Origin of the sequence: Gordonia paraffinivorans NBRC 108238 (assembly GCF_000344155.1) — a bacterium.
In the GTDB taxonomy this organism is placed as follows: domain Bacteria; phylum Actinomycetota; class Actinomycetes; order Mycobacteriales; family Mycobacteriaceae; genus Gordonia; species Gordonia paraffinivorans.
Window position 1 is genome coordinate 20,143 of sequence record NZ_BAOQ01000008.1, and the last position, 21,006, is coordinate 41,148.

The 21,006-nt window shown below is 71.2% G+C and carries 4 protein-coding genes; 3 read left to right on the forward strand and 1 reads right to left on the reverse strand.

Features of this window, described 5'->3' with window-relative positions; translation table 11 throughout:
- Positions 1-92 precede the first annotated feature (92 nt).
- The gene (locus GP2_RS04355) at positions 93-596 is read right to left on the reverse strand and encodes a MarR family transcriptional regulator (protein WP_006899256.1); all 504 of its coding nucleotides are present in this window, start codon (positions 594-596) and stop codon (positions 93-95) included.
- A 345-nt stretch (positions 597-941) separates the two neighbouring features.
- On the opposite strand from GP2_RS04355, the gene GP2_RS21600 reads away from it, so the two are divergent.
- The 3 genes from GP2_RS21600 (at position 942) to GP2_RS21535 (ending at position 20,995) form a co-directional block, all read left to right on the forward strand.
- Positions 942-1,154, forward strand: a complete 213-nt coding sequence (locus GP2_RS21600) for a hypothetical protein (RefSeq protein WP_131734019.1) — start codon at positions 942-944, stop codon at positions 1,152-1,154.
- Positions 1,155-1,448: 294 nt separating this feature from the next.
- A complete protein-coding gene (locus GP2_RS04360) occupies positions 1,449-19,799 on the forward strand; it encodes a non-ribosomal peptide synthetase (protein ID WP_006899257.1) in 18,351 nt (6,116 codons plus the stop codon).
- An 8-nt stretch (positions 19,800-19,807) separates the two neighbouring features.
- Positions 19,808-20,995 carry an ABC transporter permease family protein gene (locus tag GP2_RS21535; protein WP_085950497.1) on the forward strand — a complete coding sequence of 396 codons (1,188 nt, stop codon included), beginning with the start codon at positions 19,808-19,810 and terminating at the stop codon, positions 20,993-20,995.
- Positions 20,996-21,006: the final 11 nt, after the last annotated feature.

Consider the following 21,006-nt stretch of genomic DNA (forward strand, 5'->3'; position numbering starts at 1 on the left):
CGATCGTGCCCCGTCCTCGAGGCGGTTCCGGCTCCGGGCTCGACCTCTTCCGTATGACGTCGTGCCCGGAAAGCGGGCACAACGTCATACGCTCAGAAATCCCCGTTGTGCTTTCGCAGCGACTGGATGGCCTTCACGAGCCCGGCCATCTCCTCGGCGGACATGCCGACGTCGGCGAAGACCTTCTCGTTGAGCACCGTGGTGGCCTCCTCGACGGTGGATCGGCCGAGGTCGGTGATCTGCACGAGGGTGGTGCGACCGTCGGTGGGGTGGGGGACCCGGCGCACCAGCCCGCTCTCCTCGAGACGGCGGATCGCGTGCGTGACGCTCGTGACGTGGACCTGCAGTCGGGCGCTCGCCTTGGTGATCGGCAGCGCTCCCTGCCGCGAGAACGCGAGGAGTCGTAGCAACTCGAAGCGCGAGAAGGTGAGGTCGAACGGACGCAGTGCGGCCTCCACACGGGCCAGCAGGATCTGATGCGCCCGCATCACCGAGGTGACCGCCACCATGCCGTCGGCGACGTCCTCCCAGCCGGCCGCGATCCAGTTCTCCCGGGCCTCGGCGATGGGGTCGAAGTCCATGCTGCGCCCTGCCATGCAGACAACCCTAGTGTGAGTGCGCCGTGGTCGACCGGCGACGCGCCAGGGGCGGTGCTGGTGCGGACGGGCGCGATTCGCAGTGGGCGGGTCGACCACTCTGCGACTGCGCCGGCCCGCTCTCCTCTGGCATCGGCCGCTTACCGATCGGCGGTCTGTGACCGGTGCGCGTCGTCGGCCGGAAGGACACAAGAGAAACGGATGTGACTGGTGTTGAAAGTGCTCGAATTGTGAGCGATCTACGTCGCTTCGTGAACGATTCTTCGGTGTCCTCCGGTGGAACGACATTCGCAGTCCTGTGTGATTCTGGGGCGCCTCACCGTTCTGTATAGCTCCTGTATAGGAATGATCACGATCGATTTCGGCGATCTGAAACGACGATTAGCGGCGACGGCCGGCGGTTTGGTTGATCCGCGCCGAATGGAGGGTATGTCCGAGTTGTTGCGGATGGTGCGACGTGTCTGGAACAGCAAGCAGCGCAGCGGTAATCGGCCGTTCCATCGTTCGGTCGGCGGGTGTGGCGGCGACTCTGTCGGGGGAGGTCGTTGCGTATGGTGAAACATGGTCAGAAATGACTACTAATCGCCATGTGGTCCGAACGATTTAATTCATTCACGGTCGACTTCCGGTGAGATCGACGGTGGCGGTTCGAATTGCGGCGGTGTGCTGTTCAAAATCCTTGTGGCGGAAATATTCGCGGGAGTAGGGTCCGTTCTTGTCGACGGCATCAGAAGTATCCAGGGGGGCACGAGCCCATTCTTCCGTCGACGAGGAAGTGGCATCTCTGTGGTTGTGGAGAGGATCCGTCGGGGCCAGCCCCCAGTTCCGGCGGGATGCCGTCACTCAGGACGCATGGGAGGCCACGTGACCATTTCCGAGAAGAATTTCGTGACGTCTTTCGACCAGGGGTCGCAGGGTGTCCGAACTCGAGAAGACACCCTCCCCCTCTCTGCCGCGCAGCGCGGCATCTGGTTCGCCCAGCACGTCGCCGGCGACCTGCCGATCTCGGTGGCGCAGTACGTCGAGATCGACGGTCCCCTCGACACCGAGATGCTCGAGGAGGCGGCGCGCACGACAGGTCTCGAATTCGGCTCCGGTTACCTACGGCTCGTCGTCGTGGACGGTGAGCCGCGGCAGTACGTCGACCCCACGCTGAGCGCGCCGGTGGCCACCGTGGACCTACGCCACCACGACGATCCGGTCGCCACCGCACACCGTCTGATGACCGAGGACTACACCCGGCCGCTGGATCTCCTCGACGACGACCTGATGGTGAGCATCGTCTACCGGGTCGGAGACGAACGCTGGTTCTGGTATCTGCGCGCCCACCACATCGCACTCGACGGCTTCGGCGCGGTGACGATGGTGCGGCGGATCACCGAGCTGTACAACGCCGGCGTCCGCGGGGAGGAGGCACCTCCTTGCCGCGCAAGCGATCTCGCCGACATCATCGCGCAGGACACCTCGTACCCGGGGTCGGCTCGCTACGAGAACGACCGCAGGTACTGGAGCGAACACCTCGAGGACGCGCCCCCGGTCGTGAGCCTCGCGGGTCGCATGGGGAAGCCGACACTGCACCCGATCCTGGTCGGCACCCCGCTCCCCGAGGAGACCGCCCGGCTGCTGGAGGAGGCGTCGCACGACGGCGGGGTCACCCCGGTCATCGTCGCCGCGTTCGCGGCATACCTGGCGCGGATGACCGGCAGCGGCGAGGTGCTGCTGAGCCTGCCGGTCTCCGGCCGGCACTCGGCGGTGCTGCGGCGCTCGGGCGGCATGGTCGCCAACGTCGTCCCGCTGCGCATCCCGGTGGCCGGCCGCACCCTCGACGAGGTGGTCACCGCGACCAAGGGCGAACTGCTCAGCGCGCTCCGCCGGCAGCGGTACCGCCAGGAGGACATCTTCCGCGACATGGGGATCTCCCGCGACGAGGCGTCGTCGTTCGGGCCCGCGGTGAACCTCATGCTGGTCGACAGCGAGGTCGTCTTCGGCGACGTCGCCGGGCGGCTGCACGTCCTCACGTCCGGTCCCACCTCGGACCTGTTCGTCAACATCTACCCGGGCGCCGGTCCGGACAGCACCCATATCGACTTCCAGGGCAATCCGAACATCTACACCCGCGACGAGCTGGCCGGGCACCACCGTCGGTTCCTGCGGTTCCTCCACGAGTTCCTCGACGGGTCCCCCGACTCCCAGGTCGGCCTCCTCGCCCTGCTCACCGAAGAGGAGCGCGCCGAGCTGCTGCCGGTGCGCGGCGCAGAAGGTGTTCCACCGCAACTGCTTCCGGACATCCTCGCCGCTTCGGCCCGGCGTCACGCCGATCGGCCAGCGGTCGTCGCGGAGGACCACCGGTGGACCTACGCCGAACTCTACGCCATCTCCTCGCGCCTGGCGCGCCGCCTGATCGCCGCGGGCTGCGGGCCGGACACCTCGGTGGCGATACTCCTCAGACGGTCCGGGTGGACCGTCGCCGTCGCGTGGGCGGTTGCGAAGTCCGGGGCCGCCATCGTCCAGGTGGGCCCGGACTACCCACGCAAGCGTATCGAGCACATCGTCGCCGACAGCGGCGCCGATGTCGCCGTGACGACCGGCGAGTTCGCCGACCGTCTGCCGGAATCGGTCACCACGATCCTCCTCGACGACGGCGCCGACCCGCTCGACGACGGGTCCGTCGCGCCCGGGGAGGCCGAACCGATCGGTGACGCCGACCGGATTCGTCCGTTGCGTCCCGACAACGTGGCGTACATGACCTACACCTCCGGCTCGACCGGTGTCCCGAAGGGCGTGCAGGTCACCCACCGTGGCCTGGCGAACCTGATCGCCGATCGCACCGCCGTCTACGGCCTCGACGAGGCGTCGCGGGTGTCGTACGCGCTGTCTCCGAGCTTCGACGCCTCGATGGAGCAGTTCCTGACCTGCTTCGCGAACGGCGCGGCGCTGGTCGTCGTGCCACCGTCGGTGATCGGCGGAGACCGGCTCACGACGCTGCTCGCCGACGAGCGCGTCACACATCTCACCCTGACCCCGTCGATGCTCGCCGGGATCGACCCGGAACCGCTGACCGAGCTCCGCGTGGTTGTCGTCGGCGGCGACAAGACCGCGCCGAACATCGTCGAGCGCTGGACGCGGCGGGCCCGGATGCTCAACGAGTACGGCCCCACGGAGGCGACGATCACCGCGGCGAGCGGCGTCATCGAGCCCGGCGGCGACCTCACCGTCGGCCTGCCCGTTCGCGGGGCGTCGATGATGATCCTCGATCCCGCGCTGCAGCCGGTGCCGGTCGGCACGGCCGGCGAGCTCTACATCGCCGGGCCGGGCCTGGCGCGCGGCTACTGCCACCTGTTCGCGCAGACCGCCGCCCGGTTCGTGGCGGACCCGCACGGCGCGCCCGGCGAGCGGATGTACCGCACCGGCGACCTCGCCCGCTGGGTCTCCCGCGACGACGGCCTGTCGCTGGAACTGCTGGGCCGCACCGACTTCCAGGTCAAGATCCGCGGCTACCGGATCGAGCCGGGCGAGATCGACGCGGCGCTCGTCGGGCACGACGACGTGGAGGCGTCGGTCACCGTCCCGGTCCGCAACAACGCCGGCGCGACCGTGCTGGCGTCGTACGTGGTCCCCGCGGAGGGACGCCGGATCGAGGTCGGCGAGATCATCCGGCATGCCCGGGAAACGCTGCCGCCGCACCTGGTCCCGGCGGTGATCACGCCGCTGGAGTCGTTGCCGCTCAACGCGTTCGGCAAGGTCGACCGCAAGGCCCTGCCGGCCCCGGTCTTCGCCTCCGCCCGGACCGGGCGGCCGCCGTCGACGCCGACGGAATATCAGCTCGCGCAGTTGTTCTCCGAGGTGCTGGGCGTCAGGTCGGTGGGAGCAGAGGACAGCTTCTTCGTTCTCGGCGGCGACAGCATCTCCTCGATCGAGCTCGTCGCCAGGGCCAAGGCCGCGGGTCTGGCGTTCACCACCCAGGACGTCTTCGAGTGCAAGACGGTGGCGGAGCTCGCGATGCGCGCGAAGGCCGTCGCCGACGCCGCGCTGCACGAGTTGCCCGGCGGCGGCGTCGGCTCCTTCCCGCTCGCGCCGATCATGCACGACATGCTCGAACGCGGGCACTTCGACCGCTTCGGGCAGGCCGCGCTGGTCGAACTGCCCGACGGGGTGGGTCGTGCGGATCTCGTGCGCGCGCTGCAGGCCCTCGTCGACCGGCACGACATCCTGCGCGCGGTGCTCCGCGAGGAGCACCCGGGGGAGGGCTTCGTCGAGGTCCGCGACCGCGGGACGGTCGACGCCTCCGACTCGCTCGTCGAGGTGGCCCTCGACCGCCGTGACGCCGACGAGGTGGACCAGCACCTGCAGGCGGCGGCCGACGAACTCGATCCCCGGGCCGGCGTTCTGACCCGCTTCGTGTGGATGTCCACGCCGCACGCCGGCCGGCCGGACCTGCTGTGGTTGGTCGTCCACCACATCGCCGTCGACGGGGTGTCCTGGCGGATCCTGCTCGCCGATCTCGCGCTCGCCTGGCACCAGGTCACCTCGGGCATGGCGCCGCAGCTGAGCACGCCGACCACATCGGTGCGGCGCTGGGTCCACGGTCTGGTCGAGCGGGCCTCGGGCCGCACCGCCACCGAGCTCGAGCACTGGACACGCACGCTCGACCCCGGTGAGAGGCCCCTGGGCCGCCGTCCGCTGGACCCCCGGGTCGACGTCGGCCGCACCGCCGGGCGCATTCGGCTGCGCATCCCCGCCGAGGTCACCGAGGCCGTGATCACCACTGCCCCAGGCCGCTTCCACGGCAGCCCGAACGACTCGCTGCTGGCAGCGCTCGTCCTCGCACTCGCGCGCTGGCGATCCCGTCGCGGGGCGGACCCCGACACCGAGCTGATCGCGCTCGAGGGCCACGGCCGCGAGGATGCGGCGGTCCCCGGTGCCGACCTCACCTCCACGGTCGGCTGGTTCACCTCGCGCTACCCGGTCCGACTCGATGTCGGCGGTGTCGACCTCGACGACGCCTTCGCCGGGGGTGAAGCCGTGGGCGCGGCGATCAAGGCGGTGAAGGAGTCGCTGCGCGCCGTGCCCGACAACGGCATCGGCTACGGCATGGTGCGCCACCTCGACCCCGTTGGCCGCGGCGTGCTCGGGCATCGGCCCGAGCCGCAGATCAGCTTCAACTACCTCGGGCGCGCAGGCACCCGCGGCCACTCGGGTCCGTGGGCGCCGTCGCGCGAGTTCGACGCGCTGGCCGGCACCGCAGATCCCCTGATGGCGTTGCCCGCGGTGCTCGACATCAACGCGATCGCCGAGCCCGGACCGAACGGCATCGAACTCGACGCCACTTGGGAGTTCGCCTCGAAGATCCTCGAGCGCGCCGACGTCGAGGAACTCGCGCGCCTCTGGATCGCCGCGCTCGGGGCCATCGCGCGCCATGTACGGGACGAGGGCGCCGGCGGCTTCACCCCGTCGGACTTCCCACTCGTGGAGACCACCCAGGACGAGATCGACCGCTGGAGCCGGGAATACCCGTCGCTGGCCGACGTGTGGCCGCTGACCGCACTGCAGTCCGGCCTGCTGTTCCACGCGACCTTCGAGCGGGGCCTGGGCGGTGGGGCCGACGCCGACGGGGCCGATCGCGACTCGACCGACGGCTACGTGGTCCAGGCCGAGCTGAACTTCGGCGGGTCGTTGCAGGCCGAGCGGATGCGCAGGGCCGCACAACAACTCATCGATCGCCACGACAGTCTGCGCGTCGCCTTCGTCGAGACCCCGGCAGGGCCGGGGCAACTGCTGCTCGACGAGGTCGCCCTCGACTGGACGGATACCGATCTCACCGGCATCGCCGACCCCGACGAGCGGCGGCGGGAACTGCGGCGGCTCGTCGACGCGGCGAACGCGCCGTTCGACCTCGCCCGCCCGCCGCTGATCCGGTTCCATCTCGTCCGGGTCGACGACGACGACTACACGCTGGTGCTCACCAACCACCACATCGTCCTCGACGGCTGGTCGACACCGCTGCTCATCCACGACCTGCTGATGCTCTACATCGCCGACGGCGACACCGCGGGGCTGCCGCAACCGCGGTCGTTCCGGGATTACCTGCAGTGGCTGGTGTCCCAGGACCACGACGCAACGGTCGAGGCCTGGCAGGAGATGCTCGCCGACATCGAGAGCCCGACCCATCTGACCGGTGGCGGCGACCGCGGCACCGCCGGCGGCGTCGCCCAGGTCGAGGTCGACCTCGATCCGGCCGTCACCGATGCCATCGCCGGCCTCGGACGAGCCCACGGCGTCACCCCGAACACGGCGATCCAGGTCGCGTGGGCGCTCCTGCTGTCGGCGATGACGGGCCGCACCGACGTCGTCTTCGGCAACACGGTCACCGATCGTCCCGCGCACATCGCGGGCGTGGACAGGATGATCGGCCTGTTCATCAACACCCTGCCGGTGCGGGTGCGCCTGAACCCGCACGAGACGGTCACCGACCTGCTCATGCGAGTCCAGGCCGAGCAGGCCACGATGCTCGACCACCGCAACATCGGGCTCGCCGAGATCCAGCGAGCCGCGGGGATGGCCGACATCTTCGACACCGCGACGGTGCTGGAGTCCTATCCGCTCGACATCGACGGCGTCAACCGGGTCCTGTCCCAGGCGGGCCTGCGGTGGAAGGGTCGCGTCGCCCGCGATGCGACGCCGTACCCGGTCAGCCTGCAGGTCACCCCGCCCCGGCCGAGTACCTCTCGGGGGGAACACGATCCGGGCCGGTACGAGGTGATCCTCAAGTACGCGACCGGCCGTCTGGATGCCGAGTCGGCGCAACTGCTGCTCGAGCGGTTCGCGATGCTGCTGCGCCAGATCGCCGGCGACCCCGGCCGCCGGGTCGCGGAGGTGTCGTCGTGCCGGGACGCCGAACTCGCGGAGCTCCTCCGCGTCGACGGTCCGGCGTCGACGAATCCCCGTGCCCTGGGCGACATCTGGTCGGACACCGCCCGGAGGTATCCCGACGAGGTCGCCGTCCGGCACGAGGGGCGGGCGCTCACCTACCGCGAGCTCGACCGTCTCGCCGACCAGATCGCCACGGAGCTCGTGGCCCAGGGTGCCGGCCCGGAACTGTTCGTCGCGCTGGCCGTGCCGCGGTCGGTCGAACTCGTCGTCGCGATGTGGGGGATCGCCAAGACCGGCGCGGCCTTCGTCGCCCTCGATCCCGGGAACCCGGTGTACCGGCTCGCCGAACTGATCGGCGACGCGCGCTGCACCCTCGGCGTGACGGTCGGGCCGGTTCTGTCGAAGCTCCCGGAGACGGTCTCCTGGCTGGCACTCGACCGCCTCCTCGACCGCCCGGAGAAGCCGGTGGCGCCGGTGCGTCCGCGGGTCGTGCACCCCGACACCGCCGCCTACCTGATCTTCACCTCCGGGTCGACGGGCCGCCCGAAGGCGGTCGAGGTGGGCAACCGCGGGATCGCCGATCGCGTGCAGGCCGAGGCGGAGTGGTTCCGCACCGGACCCGGTGCGCGGGTCCTGCAGGTGGCGTCGCCGGGGTTCGACGCCTGCGTGTCCGAGGCATTGCTCGCCCACGGCAGCGGCGCCTGCCTGGTCATCGCGCCCCAGGACGTCTACGGCGGCGCCGAGCTCGCCGAGCTCATCGACGCCGAGCAGGTGTCCCACGCGATCATCACCCCGACGGCGCTCAACACCATGGACCCGGCACAGGTTCCGTCGCTGACGACGATCGCGGTCGTCGGCGAGGCGACCGGCGCCGACATCGTCAACCGGTGGGCGCCCGGCCGTCGGCTGATGAATCACTACGGGCCGACCGAGTGCACCATCTGGGCCACCGGCGCCGACGATCTGCGGCCCGGCCGGCCGGTCACCATCGGGCAACCGATCCAAGGGGTTTCGGCCCTGGTGCTCGACCCGTGGCTGCGGCCCGTGCCGGTCGGGGTGGCGGGCGAGTTGTACCTGGGCGGGCCGGGTCTGGCGCGGGCCTACCACGACCGGCCGGGGCTCACCGCCGCCCGGTTCGTCGCCGATCCGCGGTCGACGACGGGGGAGCGGCTGTACCGCACCGGCGACCAGGTCCGGTGGGTCCGCGGGGACGACGGACTGGAACTGGACTACCTCGGCCGCAACGACCAGCAGGTGAAGATCCACGGCCTGCGGATCGAGACCGGCGACATCGACGCGCGTCTCGCACGCAACCCCGCGGTCTCCCAGGCCGCCACCGTGATCCAGACGGGTCGCGCAGATCAGCCGCGCATCGTGTCGTTCGTGGTCGGGACCCCGGGGCAGCGGCTCGACGTCGACGCGCTGCGTGCGGATCTCGCGCGGTCGCTGCCGCACTACATGGTCCCGTCGGCGATCGTCGAACTCGAGTCGATGCCGGTGACCCGCACCGGCAAGGTCGACCGGAAGGCGTTGCCGGTCTGGGATTTCCGTGCCGAGTCCGCCGGCGGGCGCGCGCCGTCGACACCCGTGGAGCGACTGATCGCACAGCTGTTCGCCGAGGTGCTCGGGGTCGACGAGGTCGGCGCCGACGACAACTTCTTCGCCCTCGGCGGCGACAGCATCGTGTCGATGCGGCTCGTCGCCGCGGCCCGCGACGCCGGGCTGACGATCACCGGCCGCCAGGTCTTCGAGGCCAAGACGGTCGCCGCGCTGGCAGCTCTCGCCGTGCCCGGCGCGGCGACGGCCGCCACCCGTGACGGCGAAGCGCCGGAGTCCACGGTCGATCTCGCCGGCCTGGGGGAGACCGATCTGGAGAACCTCGGCCACCGCCACCCGGACCTCGTCGACGTGTGGCCGCTGTCGCCGACCCAGGCGGGCATCCACTTCCACTCCACACTCGACCCCGATGCGGTGGACACCTACACGGTCCGGTCGACCATCAGGCTGTCCGGAGAGGTGGACGCCGAGCGGCTGCGTCGCGCGGCGCAGGCGCTCGTCGACCGGCACGACATCCTGCGTGCCGCCTTCGCCGAGACCTCGCGCGGCCCCCGTCAGGTCGTGGTGCGCCACGCCGAGGTGGCGTTCCGCGAGATCGACCTGAGCGGCGCGGAGGCCGGGGCGGCAGCGGCCGAGGCCGCCCGGATCGCGGCCGCCGACGACGCGGCCGGATTCGACCTCGCGGTCCCGTCGCTCATCCGGTTCACCCTCGTCCACCTCGGTCCCGATGCGCACGAGCTGCACATCACCAACCACCACGTCATCCTGGACGGCTGGTCGATGCCGCTGCTCATCGCCGAGCTCCTCGAGTTCTACGGGGACCCGGCGGGGATCGCCGTGGCCGGGCCGGCGCCGTGCTACCGCGACTACCTCGCCTGGCTCGCCGGGCAGGACCACGAGGCCTCCGTCGCCACGTGGGCGCAGGCCTACGCAGACGTAGAGGCGGGGACGAAGGTCAGCCGCAGCGACTCCGCGATGACCGGCGACCTCGCCGCCGAGCTGACCGCCGAACTCCCGGCGGAGGAGTTCTCGCGGTTGCGAACCGTCGTCGCGGATTCCGCGGTCACCGTCTCGACGGCACTGTCCACGGCATGGGCGCTGGTCCTGCGGGTCCTCACCGGCGAGACCGACGTCATCCACGGGGCCGCGGTCGCCGGACGCCCGCCGGAGCTGCCCGAGGTCGACCGGACGCTGGGCATGTTCCTGAGCACCGTCCCGGTGCGCGTCCGGCTCGACCCGGGGTTGTCGTTGCGCCAGACGCTGATCCGCGCCCAGGACGACAACGCGCGACTGCTCGACCACCACTTCGTGGGGCTGCCGGCGATCCAGCGGGCGGTCGGTCACACGGACCTGTTCGACACCGCGCTGGCATATCAGTCCTTCCCGCTGCGGGAGTCGATGCTCGCCGAACTGGTCGCGTCCGCGGGTGTGGGCGTCGAGGGGATCTCCGGCGTCGACGCCACCCCGTACCCGCTGAGCGTCGTCGTCGCGCCGAAGAACGTCGTCGACGACGACGGCGGGCTGTCGATCACGATGAGGTACCGGCGGGACGAGTTCGATCCCGCACGGGCGCGCGAGATCATCGACCTGTTCGTCGAGTGCCTGGCGCGCATCGCCGACGACCCGGAGACCCGGGTCGGCATGCTCACCCAGGGCGGCGGGGAACTCGACGTCCCCTCGCCGGTTCGCGACCCGCACCCGATGACCCTCCCGGACATCCTGGCCGCCAACGTCCGTCGCGATCCCGAGGCGATCGCGGTGACCAGCGGCGGGGTGTCGGTGTCCTACGGCCGACTCGACGAACGGTCGAACCAGTTGGCCCGCCTCCTCCTCAGCCGCGGGATCGGCCGCGGCGACGTCGTCGCCTGTGTGCTGCCGCGGTCGCTCGACGCAGTCGTCGCCGTGTGGTCGATAGCCAAGACCGGCGCGGCGTTCCTGCCGGTGGACCCGACCCTGCCTGCCGACCGAATCGGATACCTGCTCTCCGACGGTCAGGTCAGGCTGGGTCTCACGCACGCCGGGATCGCTACCCTGGACGGTCCCGGCGTGCCCACCGACATCGAATGGCTGGTACTCGACGACGAGGAGACCCTCGGTCGCCTCGATGCCCGGTCCACCGAGCCCGTCACCGACGCCGAGCGCGGTGCGTCGATCCTGTGCGACCAGATCGCCTATGTCATCTACACCTCCGGCTCCACCGGCACCCCGAAGGGCGTGCAGATCACTCACCGTGGGCTCTCGGCGATCGTCGAGGCCGAGCACGAGGTGCTCGACGTCCACCCGGGTGCGAGCGTGCTGCAGGTCTCGTCGCCGAGCTTCGACGCGTCGGTGTTCGAACTGCTCATCGGACACGGCGGGGGTGGTCGGCTGGTGGTCTCGCCGCCGGACGTCTACGGCGGTCCCGAACTGGCGGAACTGATCCGCCGCGAAGGGGTCACGCACGCGGTGCTCACCCCGTCGGCGATCGCCACCGTTCCCGACGACGGACTCGACTGCCTGCGTGTCCTCGGCACGGCGGGCGAGGCGGTCGGGCCGGAACTGATCGCACGGTGGGCGCCGGGCCGTCGCATGGTGAACCTGTACGGACCCACCGAGGGCACCATCTGGGCGACCGCGGCCGAACTCGCCCCCGGACGTCCGGTGACGATCGGTCACGCGGTGGCCTCCGTGGGCGCGGTCGTCCTCGACACCTGGATGCGTCCGGTGCCCGACGGGGTGGTCGGTGAGCTGTACCTGTTCGGCCCGGGACTGGCCGCCGGTTATGTCGGCCGGCCGGACACGACGGCGGCCCGCTTCGTCGCGTCCCCGTTCGGTGGCGCGGGCGAGCGGATGTACCGCACCGGCGACCTCGTGCGCCGCACCGCCGACGGAGAGCTGGAGTATCTGGGACGCAACGACTTCCAGGTGAAGATCCGCGGCACCCGCATCGAGGTCGGCGAGATCGACGCGGTGCTGGGTTCGCGCGACGACATCGCCTATGCGGTGACCATCGCGCGCAGCCTCGACGGCTCGCCGCAGATGCTGGTGTCCTACGTGGTCGCCGCTCCGGGGGCCGAGGTGTCCGGCGACGAGCTGCGGGAGGCGCTGGCGGAGAAGCTGCCCGCCTACATGGTGCCCGCGGCGGTCGTCGTGCTCGACGAGATCCCGCGCACCCCGACCGGCAAGCTCGATCGCCGTGCGCTGCCCGAGCCGGTCTTCGCGGCCAAGGAGTACCGGGCCCCGTCGACGCCGGTGGAAGCGTTGCTGGCCGATGTCTTCGCTCAGGTGCTCGAGGTCGACCGGGTCGGCGCCGACGACGACTTCTTCGCCCTCGGCGGCGATTCGTTGAGCGCATCGGTGGTGGCCGCGCGCGCGGGTTCCGCACTGGGGGTGCGCATCCCGGTCCGGGCGCTGTTCGAGGCGCCGACCGTCGCGTCCCTGGCGGAGCTGGTCGGCTCGCTGCAGAAGGGCGTGCGCGTCCCGCTCGCGCGGATGCAGCGTCCCGAGCGCATCCCGTTGTCGCTGGCGCAGCAACGGATGTGGTTCCTCAACCGGATGGAGCCGGACTCGCCCGCCTACAACATCCCGGTGATCCTGCGGCTGTCCGGCCGCCTCGACATCGAGGCCCTCGAGGCTGCGCTCGCCGATGTGATCTGCCGCCACGAGGTGCTGCGGACGATCTACCCGGAGGTCGACGGCGAGCCGTACCAGCTCGTGCTCGACCGCGTGGCCGCGACCGTCGAGCTGCGCGAGGTGGCCGAGTCCGCGGCCGGCGAGGTGATCGCCGAGTTCGTCCGGCGCGGCTTCGACGTCACCACGCGCGCCCCGATGCGCGTGGCGCTCCTCCGCCTCGCCGACGCGGTGGCGGCCGAGAACGTCGACGGCAGCGGGGAATACCTCCTGGTCGTCGTCGTCCACCACATCGCCGGCGACGGGCAGTCGATGGCTCCGCTCGCGCGGGACGTGATGACGGCCTACGCCGCACGCCGCAGCGGGACCGCCCCGGACTGGGAACCGCTCGAGGTGCAGTACGCCGACTACGCGCTCTGGCAGCGCCAGGTCCTCGGCGAGGGGGACGACCCGCAGTCGCTCATGAACGCGCAGCTCGAGTTCTGGCGGTCGGAACTCGCGGAGATCCCCGACGTGCTCGATCTGCCGACCGACCGGCCCCGCCCGCCGGTGGCGAGCCTGTCCGGCGGTCATGTGCCGGTGCACATCGAACCCGAACTGCACGGCCGCCTGACGGAACTCGCGCGCGCACACCACACCTCGCTGTTCATGGTCGTCCACGCGGCACTGGCCGCGGTGCTGAGCCGCCTGAGCGGCGGGGACGACATCGTGATCGGCACCCCGGTCGCCGGCCGGGGCGAGCCCGGACTCGAGAACCTCGTCGGCATGTTCGTCAACACGCTCGCCCTGCGCACCGAGGTCGACGGACGGGATTCCTTCGCGGCGCTGTTGAACCGGGTCCGCGAGGTCGATCTGCGTGCCTTCGAGCACGGCGACGTGCCGTTCGAGCGCATCGTCGAGGAACTCAATCCGCAGCGCTCCACCGCCCACCACCCGATCTTCCAGTTGGCGCTGGCCTTCCAGAACCTGTCCAGGGCCCGGGTGGAGCTGCCCGACGTGACGGTGTCGCGCGAGCAGGCCGACACCGGGGTCTGCCAGTTCGACCTGCAGCTGGTCGTCTCCGACTCCTACGGCACCGACGGGACGCCGCAGGGCGTCTCGGGCGCGATGATGTTCGCCCGCGACCTCTTCGACGAGGAGACGGTCGCCGGCTTCGTGGCCCGCCTGAACCGGGTGCTCGAGGCCGTCGTCGAGGACCCGGCGACGCCGATCGGCGACGTCGAGTTGCTGTCGGCGGACGAGCGCGCGGACCTGCTGTCCCGGGTCGGCGTGCCGCGACCGGGCCTCGACCCGCTCCCGGCGCCGGTCCTGCTGCCGGAGGTGTTCGCCGCGGCGGTGCGTCGCGACCCCGACGCCCCGGCGGTGATCGCCCACGGCGTCGAGCTGTCCTATGCCGAACTCGACCGTCGTTCGAACCGTCTCGCACGTCGTCTCATCGCGGCGGGGGCGGGGCCGGAGGCGCGGGTCGTGATGGCCGTGGAACGGTCCGCGGAGTCCGTCGTCGCGTGGTGGTCCATCGTCAAGACGGGCGCCGCCTACGTGCCGGTGGACCCGAACTACCCGATCGCCCGCATCACCCAGATGGTCACCGATTCCGGTGCGGCGCTGGGCGTCACGACGCGGTCGGCGCACTCGGCGCTGCCCGGCCACGTGACCTGGGTGGTCCTCGACGATCCCGACGAGGCCGCGCGGATGGCGTCGACCGACGATGCCGAGATCGCCTCCGACGAGCTCCTGCGGCCGGTGCGCCCGGAGAACACCGCCTGGGTGGTGTTCACCTCGGGGTCCACGGGTGTGCCCAAGGGGGTCGCGGTCACCCACACCGGCATCGCCGACTACCTCGCCACGCTGCACGTCGACGACGCCGACCGCGAGGGGGCGCGGGTCCTGCACTTCGCATCCCCGTCGTTCGACGCGTCCCTGCTCGAGATCCTCTACGCGATCAGCTCGGCAGCGGCGCTCGTGGTCGCGCCGACGGCGGTCCGCGGCGGTGCGGAACTCGCCGATTTCCTTCGCGAGCAGCGCATCACACACGCCTTCGTCACCCCGGCCGCACTCGCCTCGGTGGAGCCGGAACACCTCGACGACCTGCGGGTGGTGATGTCCGGCGGCGACGAGGTGCCGACCGACCTGATCAGCCGGTGGGTGGGTGACGATCCCGCACGGGCGCGCCGGTTCCGGGTGCTGTACGGCCCGACCGAGGCGACGATCGTGGCCACGGCCACCGAACCGATCCCGGCGGGGGAGCGATCCACCATCGGCACCCCGGTGGCCGGGATGCAGGCGCTGGTCCTCGATCCGCGGATGCAACCGGTGCCGGTCGGCGTCGCCGGCGAGCTCTACCTGGCCGGTCCGGCGCTCGCCCGCGGCTACTTGAACCGGCCCGGCGTCACGGCGTCGAGGTACGTGGCCAACCCGCACGGACGCCCCGGCGAACGGATGTACCGGACCGGCGACGTCGTCCGGTGGAACCGGTCCGGGAACCTCGAATTCCTGGGACGCAACGACTTCCAGGTCAAGATCCACGGGTTCCGCGTCGAACTCGGGGAGATCGACGCCGCGCTCGGCGAGCGCGCCGAGGTGGCGTTCGCGGCAACCGTGCCGCGTCGCGACAACGCCGTCGGCACCCGGTTGGTCTCCTATGTGGTGCCGGCGCCCGGGGCGGTGATCTCGGGGGAGAAGCTGCGCGGCCTGCTGGCCGACGTGCTGCCGCCGTACATGGTGCCGGCCGCGGTCGTCGTCCTCGACGAGATCCCGCTGACGCCGAGCGGCAAGCTCGACCGCAAGGCGCTGCCCGCCCCGGTGATCACCTCGCGCGGGTACCGCGCGCCGTCCACACCCGTGGAGGAGATCGTCGCCGGCGTCTTCGCCGACGTCCTCGGCGTCGCGGGCGGCGTCGGGGCCGACGACGACTTCTTCGACCTCGGCGGCAACAGCCTCGCCGCCACCCGGGTGGTGTCGCGCATCGGGGCGGCACTCGACACCGAGGTGCCGGTGTCGATGATCTTCGAGGCGCCCACGGTCGCGAAGCTCGCGGCCCGCGCCGAATCCCACACGGCCACCGGGCGGACCCCGTTGACCGCCGGTGAGCGGCCCGACCGGGTTCCGCTGTCCTACGCCCAGCAGCGGATGTGGTTCCTCAGCCGGATCGAGCCGGACTCGGCCGCGTACTCGATCCCGATCGTGGTGCGCCTGTCGGGCCGCCTCGACGTCGAGGCACTCCATGCGGCGGTCGACGACGTCGTCGCCCGGCACGAGATCCTGCGCACGGTGTACCCGTACCTGGATTCCGAACCGGTGCAGGTGGTCCTGCCGCCGGAGCCCGGGCAGGTCGCGGTGGTCGCCGAGAAGATCCCGGCCGACGCCCTCGACGAGGCGATCTCCCGGCTGGTGGCCCAACCCTTCGACGTCACCGCCGAGATCCCCATGCGGGTCCGGTTGTTCGATCTCGGCGGCGACGACCGGGTCCTCGCGGTGGTGCTCCACCACATCGCCGCCGACGGGTCCTCGTTGCCGCCCCTGGCACGGGATCTGATGACGGCCTACGAGGCCCGTGCCAACGGGCAGGCGCCGCAGTGGGAGCCGCTGCCGGTGCAGTATGCGGACTACGCGATCTGGCAGCGGGAGGTCCTCGGTTCCCCCGACGACGAGCACTCGCTGCTGCGTGCCCAGATCGACTTCTGGACAAGGCAACTCGCAGACGCCCCGGCACTGCTCGAACTGCCCACCGACCGGCCGCGGCCACCGGAGCAGTCCTACGCCGGCGACACCGTCGGGCTGCGGATCGACGCCGACCTGCACGCCGCGCTCCAGCAGGTCGCCCGTGCCCACAACACCACCCTCTTCATGGTGTTCCACGCGGCACTCGCCGCCCTGCTCGCGCGGTTGGCGGCCACCGACGACGTCACCATCGGCACGCCGTACTCCGGCCGCGGGGAACGCGAACTCGACGATCTGATCGGCATGTTCGTCAACACCCTGGTGCTGCGCACGAGGCTGCGTCCGGGGATGTCGTTCCGCGAACTGCTCGACGACGTCCGCGACACCGATCTCGCGGCGTTCGGACACGCCGACGTGCCGTTCGAGCGGCTCGTGCAGGAGCTCAACCCGGTCCGCTCCGACGCCTACAACCCGTTGTTCCAGGTCATGCTGGCCTTCCAGAACATGGCGGCCGCCGACATCCAACTGCCCGACCTCTCGGTGACGGCGGTCGAACCCGACACCGGGATGTCGATGTTCGACCTGCAGGTCACCGTCGCCGACTCGTACGACGAGCACGGGCGGCCGGCGGGGATCAGCGGCGGGATCACCTTCGCCACCGACCTCTTCGACGCCTCGACGGTCATCGGCTTCGCCGACCGCCTGGTGACCATGTTGCGGGCGCTCGCCGCCGACCCGCGGCAACCGGTGCACGGCGTCGACCTGCTCGACGAGGCCGAACGCGACGAGGTGTTGCTGCGGTGCAACGCCACCGCACGCGACCTCGAACCGGACGAGACCCATGCCTCGCTCTTCACCGCGTCGGCGGAGCGGTTCGCCGAACGCCCGGCGATCACGGTCGCCGAGGGCACTCTCACCTACGCGGGGTTCGCGCGGCGGGTCAACCGACTGGCGCGCTGGCTCGTCGCCCACGGCGTCGGACCGGATGCGCGGGTGGCGCTGCGGATGCGGCGCTCGCTCGACCAGGTCACCGCGATGTACGCGGTGCACGCGGCCGGCGGGGCCTACGTCCCGCTCGACCCCGACCACCCGGCCGAGCGCATCGCCCACATGATGGAGACCGCCGGGCCGGTCGTCGAACTGACCTCGCTGGACGGCATCGACCTGTCGGCGTTCGACGACTCGCCGCTGACCGACGCCGAGCGCATCGCGCCGCTGCGCCCGGACAACCTCGCCTACGTGCTGTTCACCTCCGGGTCGACGGGACGTCCCAAGGGTGTCTCCATCACCCACCGGTCGGTGGTCAACCAGGTCCGGTGGATCTGCGACGAGTACTCGCTGGGCCCCGACGACGTCGTGCTCCAGAAGACCCCGGCCACCTTCGACGTCTCGGTCTGGGAGCTGTTCGGCACGCTCGCGGTGGGCGCACGGCTGGTGATCGCCGAGCCGTACGCGCACACCGACCCGGACCGCCTGGCCGAGGTCATCGCGGCCGAGCGCGTCACGATCACCTCGTTCGTGCCGTCCATGCTGGCGGTGTTCGCCGACGCCGCACCCGCGGGATCGCTCGACTCCCTGCGCGCGCTGCTCGTCGCCGGCGAGGCGTTCGGTCCCGAGGTCCTGGCCGCGGCCCGCCGGATGTTGCCCGGCGTCGAACTGCACAACCTGTACGGCCCGACCGAGTTCACGGTCCACGCGACGGCGTACGAGGCCCGGCCGGAGGACACCGGACCGGTCCCGATGGGCCACCCCGTGTGGAACGCCCGCGCCTACGTCCTGGATTCGCGGCTGCAGCCGGTGCCGATGGGGGTGACCGGCGACCTGTACCTGGCGGGTGCGCAGGTCGCCCGCGGTTATCACGGCCGGCCCGGCCTGACGGCCGAGCGCTTCGTGGCCGATCCGTTCGTGCCGGGGGAGCGGATGTACCGCACCGGCGATCTGGTGCGGCGCCGACGGACCGGCGAGCTGGAATACCTGGGCCGCAGCGACTTCCAGGTGAAGCTGCGCGGCCTGCGGATCGAGCTCGGCGAGATCGAGGCGGTGTTCGCGGCCCATCCCGCCGTCGCCCGCGCGGTTGCCGTGGTCACCACCCCCGAGGAGACGGCAGACGCCGATCCGGGCGGGTCGAGGGGCGCCGCGGAGTTCCTCGTCGTCCACCTCGTCCCGGCCACCGGGGAGTCCGTCGACAGCATCGACACCGACGACGTGCTGTCCTTCGCCTCGGAGTCGCTGCCCGGCTACATGATGCCGACCGCGGTGACGGTGCTCGAGGAGATCCCGTTCACCTCCTCGGGCAAGCTCGACCGCAAGCGACTGCCCCGGCCCACGCTCGCGACCACGGACTACCGGGCGCCGTCGAACTGGCTGGAGAGCGAGATCGTCCACACCTTCGAGCACGTGCTCGGGGTGTCGAGGGTCGGCGTCGACGACGACTTCTTCCGACTCGGCGGCAACTCGCTGCGCTCGGTGCAGGTGGTCAACGAGCTGAAGCACGAACTGCACGTGGACATCCCGGTCCGTCTGATGCTGTCCGCCTCGAGTCCGGCCGACCTCGCGCGGCGCATCTCCGACCGGCTGGAGATGGGCGAGGACCTCGACGAGTCGATGGAGTTCGACGCCCTGGCGCCGCTCGGATCCGACGTGCTGCTGCCCATCCGCCCGATGGGCGACGAGCCGCCGCTGTTCTGCATCCATCCGGCGTCCGGCCTGTCATGGTGCTATCACACACTCGGCCGCAACCTCGCGCCCGGACGGCCGGTGTACGGCCTGCAGGCTCCTCAGCTGGGAGGCGAGACACCCGGTCCCACAACGGTCGCGGGCCTCGCGCGGCGGTACTTCGAGGAGATCCGGACCGTGCAACCGCACGGGCCGTACCACCTGCTCGGCTGGTCGCTCGGCGGCGTCATCGCACACGCGGTGGCCGCGCAGATGAGGGACGCCGGCGAGGAGGTCGCGTTGCTGGCGATGCTCGACACCGAGGTCGACGCGGTCGAGACCACCGAGATCCGCGACATCACCCCCGGCGAGCTGATCAGCAACCTGGGGCCGGTCCTCGGGATCGACTTCGTGAGTCCCGAGGCCAGTGCCGAGGAGGCGGCGGAGCAGATCGTCGAGCACCTCGGGGCGGACTTCGCCGGCGCGATGTTCGGGTCCGACGGGACGGGGATCGATGCGGAGGCCATCGAACGCCTCACCGAGACCTACAACATGCTGATCCGTGCGATCGGGGACTGGCATCCGCCGGTCGTCGACGCCGATCTCACATACTTCACCGCGGTTCGCGACCGACGCGAGGACGCGGTGGGGCACCACGGGTGGTCGTCGTTCCTCCAGGGCGACATCACGAACGTCGATGTCGACGTACACCACCTGGGTATGACCGAGGACGAAGCGATCGGCACGGTCGCAGAGGTTCTCGACCGAGTGATGACCCGGGACAGGGGTTCGCGAGAACGCCTCCGGGTCGAACGATTCCAACAATTGGGAGATTCACCACCCGAAAGATGAGGTTGTCCATGAGCAGGTCAAGGACGTCCCGAACCAACCGATCGCACATCCAGGGTGACCGCGTTCGCCGCCCCGCCGCCGCGCTGCTGGGGTGCGCGATGGCCGCGTCGTTCGCGGTGACGGCACCGGCGTACGCCGGAGCGTCGTCGCCGGCGTACTCGCCGCCGACACATCCGGACGGCATGCTGCCGGCCGTGACCGCCGACGCGGCGCCGCCGGTGCCGATACCGGTCGCCCTGCGGTCGCAGCGCACCGCATACCAGGTGGTGGTGCCGCAACCGGTTGCGCAGCAGCTGAACCCGACCGACGGGCCGCGGCATGCCGCACCGGTCCACCGGGCAGGTGGCGGGGTCGAGAGGGTGCTCCCCGCCCCGCGCCCGGTTGCCGAACACGCCGCCGGCGAGCACATCAAAATAGGCAACATCGACTTCCGCCGTCCGGGGTCGATCTCGCCGCAGGCCGCCCGGCAGATCACCGCCGGAGCCGAGGACATCGTCCGCGGCATCTCGGATGTGTTGCGCGGCAACGGCGTGCCCGATGCCAGGGCCGACAAGGTCGCCGAACAGATGGTCGGCGATGCCGCGGTCGGCGGGGTGATCGGGGGCGCGGTCGCCCTGCCCCTGGGGCTCGCGATCGGCGCACCCACCGGCGGCGTGATCGGGTTCCTCTTCGGAATCCCGTTCCTGCCCACGGGTCTGGTGGTCGGCCCGGTCGTCGGCACCGCACTCGTCGCCGGTCTCGTCGCCCTGCCGGCGGTGACCGCCGGCGTCGTCGCCGGAGCGGTACACGGATACCAGAAGGGATGGACGGTCCCGCTCGACGCGCCGAAGGCCAAGCATCGCCTGGAGGATCGGCATCACGAGGGCGACGGGCACCATCATCCGCAGGCCGCCTCGGCTCCGGTCGACCACGGCATCGCCCCGCAGCCGGTGGCACGGACGGCGCCGCCCGCCGCGGAGCCCGCGCCGGTCAACCCGCCGGCCGGGTTCGCGCCGGTGCAGGCGGTCAAGGAGGCCGTCGGCCTGCCGGAGCTCCCGCTGCCGCAGATCAAGCTGCCGGAGCTGCCGCCGCTCCCGGCACCGCCGGCACCGACGCCGGCCGTCGCCCAGGCGAATCCGGCTCAGGCTCCGGGCAGTTGCTCACCGGGCCGGATGGTCGAGGTGGTCCTGAAGGGAGGCCCGATCGGCAGTTGCTGACCCCCGGGGTC

Bases quoted from the DNA above. Each gene is read 5' to 3' on its own strand.
- GP2_RS04355 (WP_006899256.1), bottom strand. From the start codon at position 596: ATGGCAGGGCGCAGCATGGACTTCGACCCCATCGCCGAGGCCCGGGAG.
- GP2_RS21600 (WP_131734019.1), top strand. From the start codon at position 942: ATGATCACGATCGATTTCGGCGATCTGAAACGACGATTAGCGGCGACG.
- GP2_RS04360 (WP_006899257.1), top strand. From the start codon at position 1,449: ATGGGAGGCCACGTGACCATTTCCGAGAAGAATTTCGTGACGTCTTTC.
- GP2_RS21535 (WP_085950497.1), top strand. From the start codon at position 19,808: ATGAGCAGGTCAAGGACGTCCCGAACCAACCGATCGCACATCCAGGGT.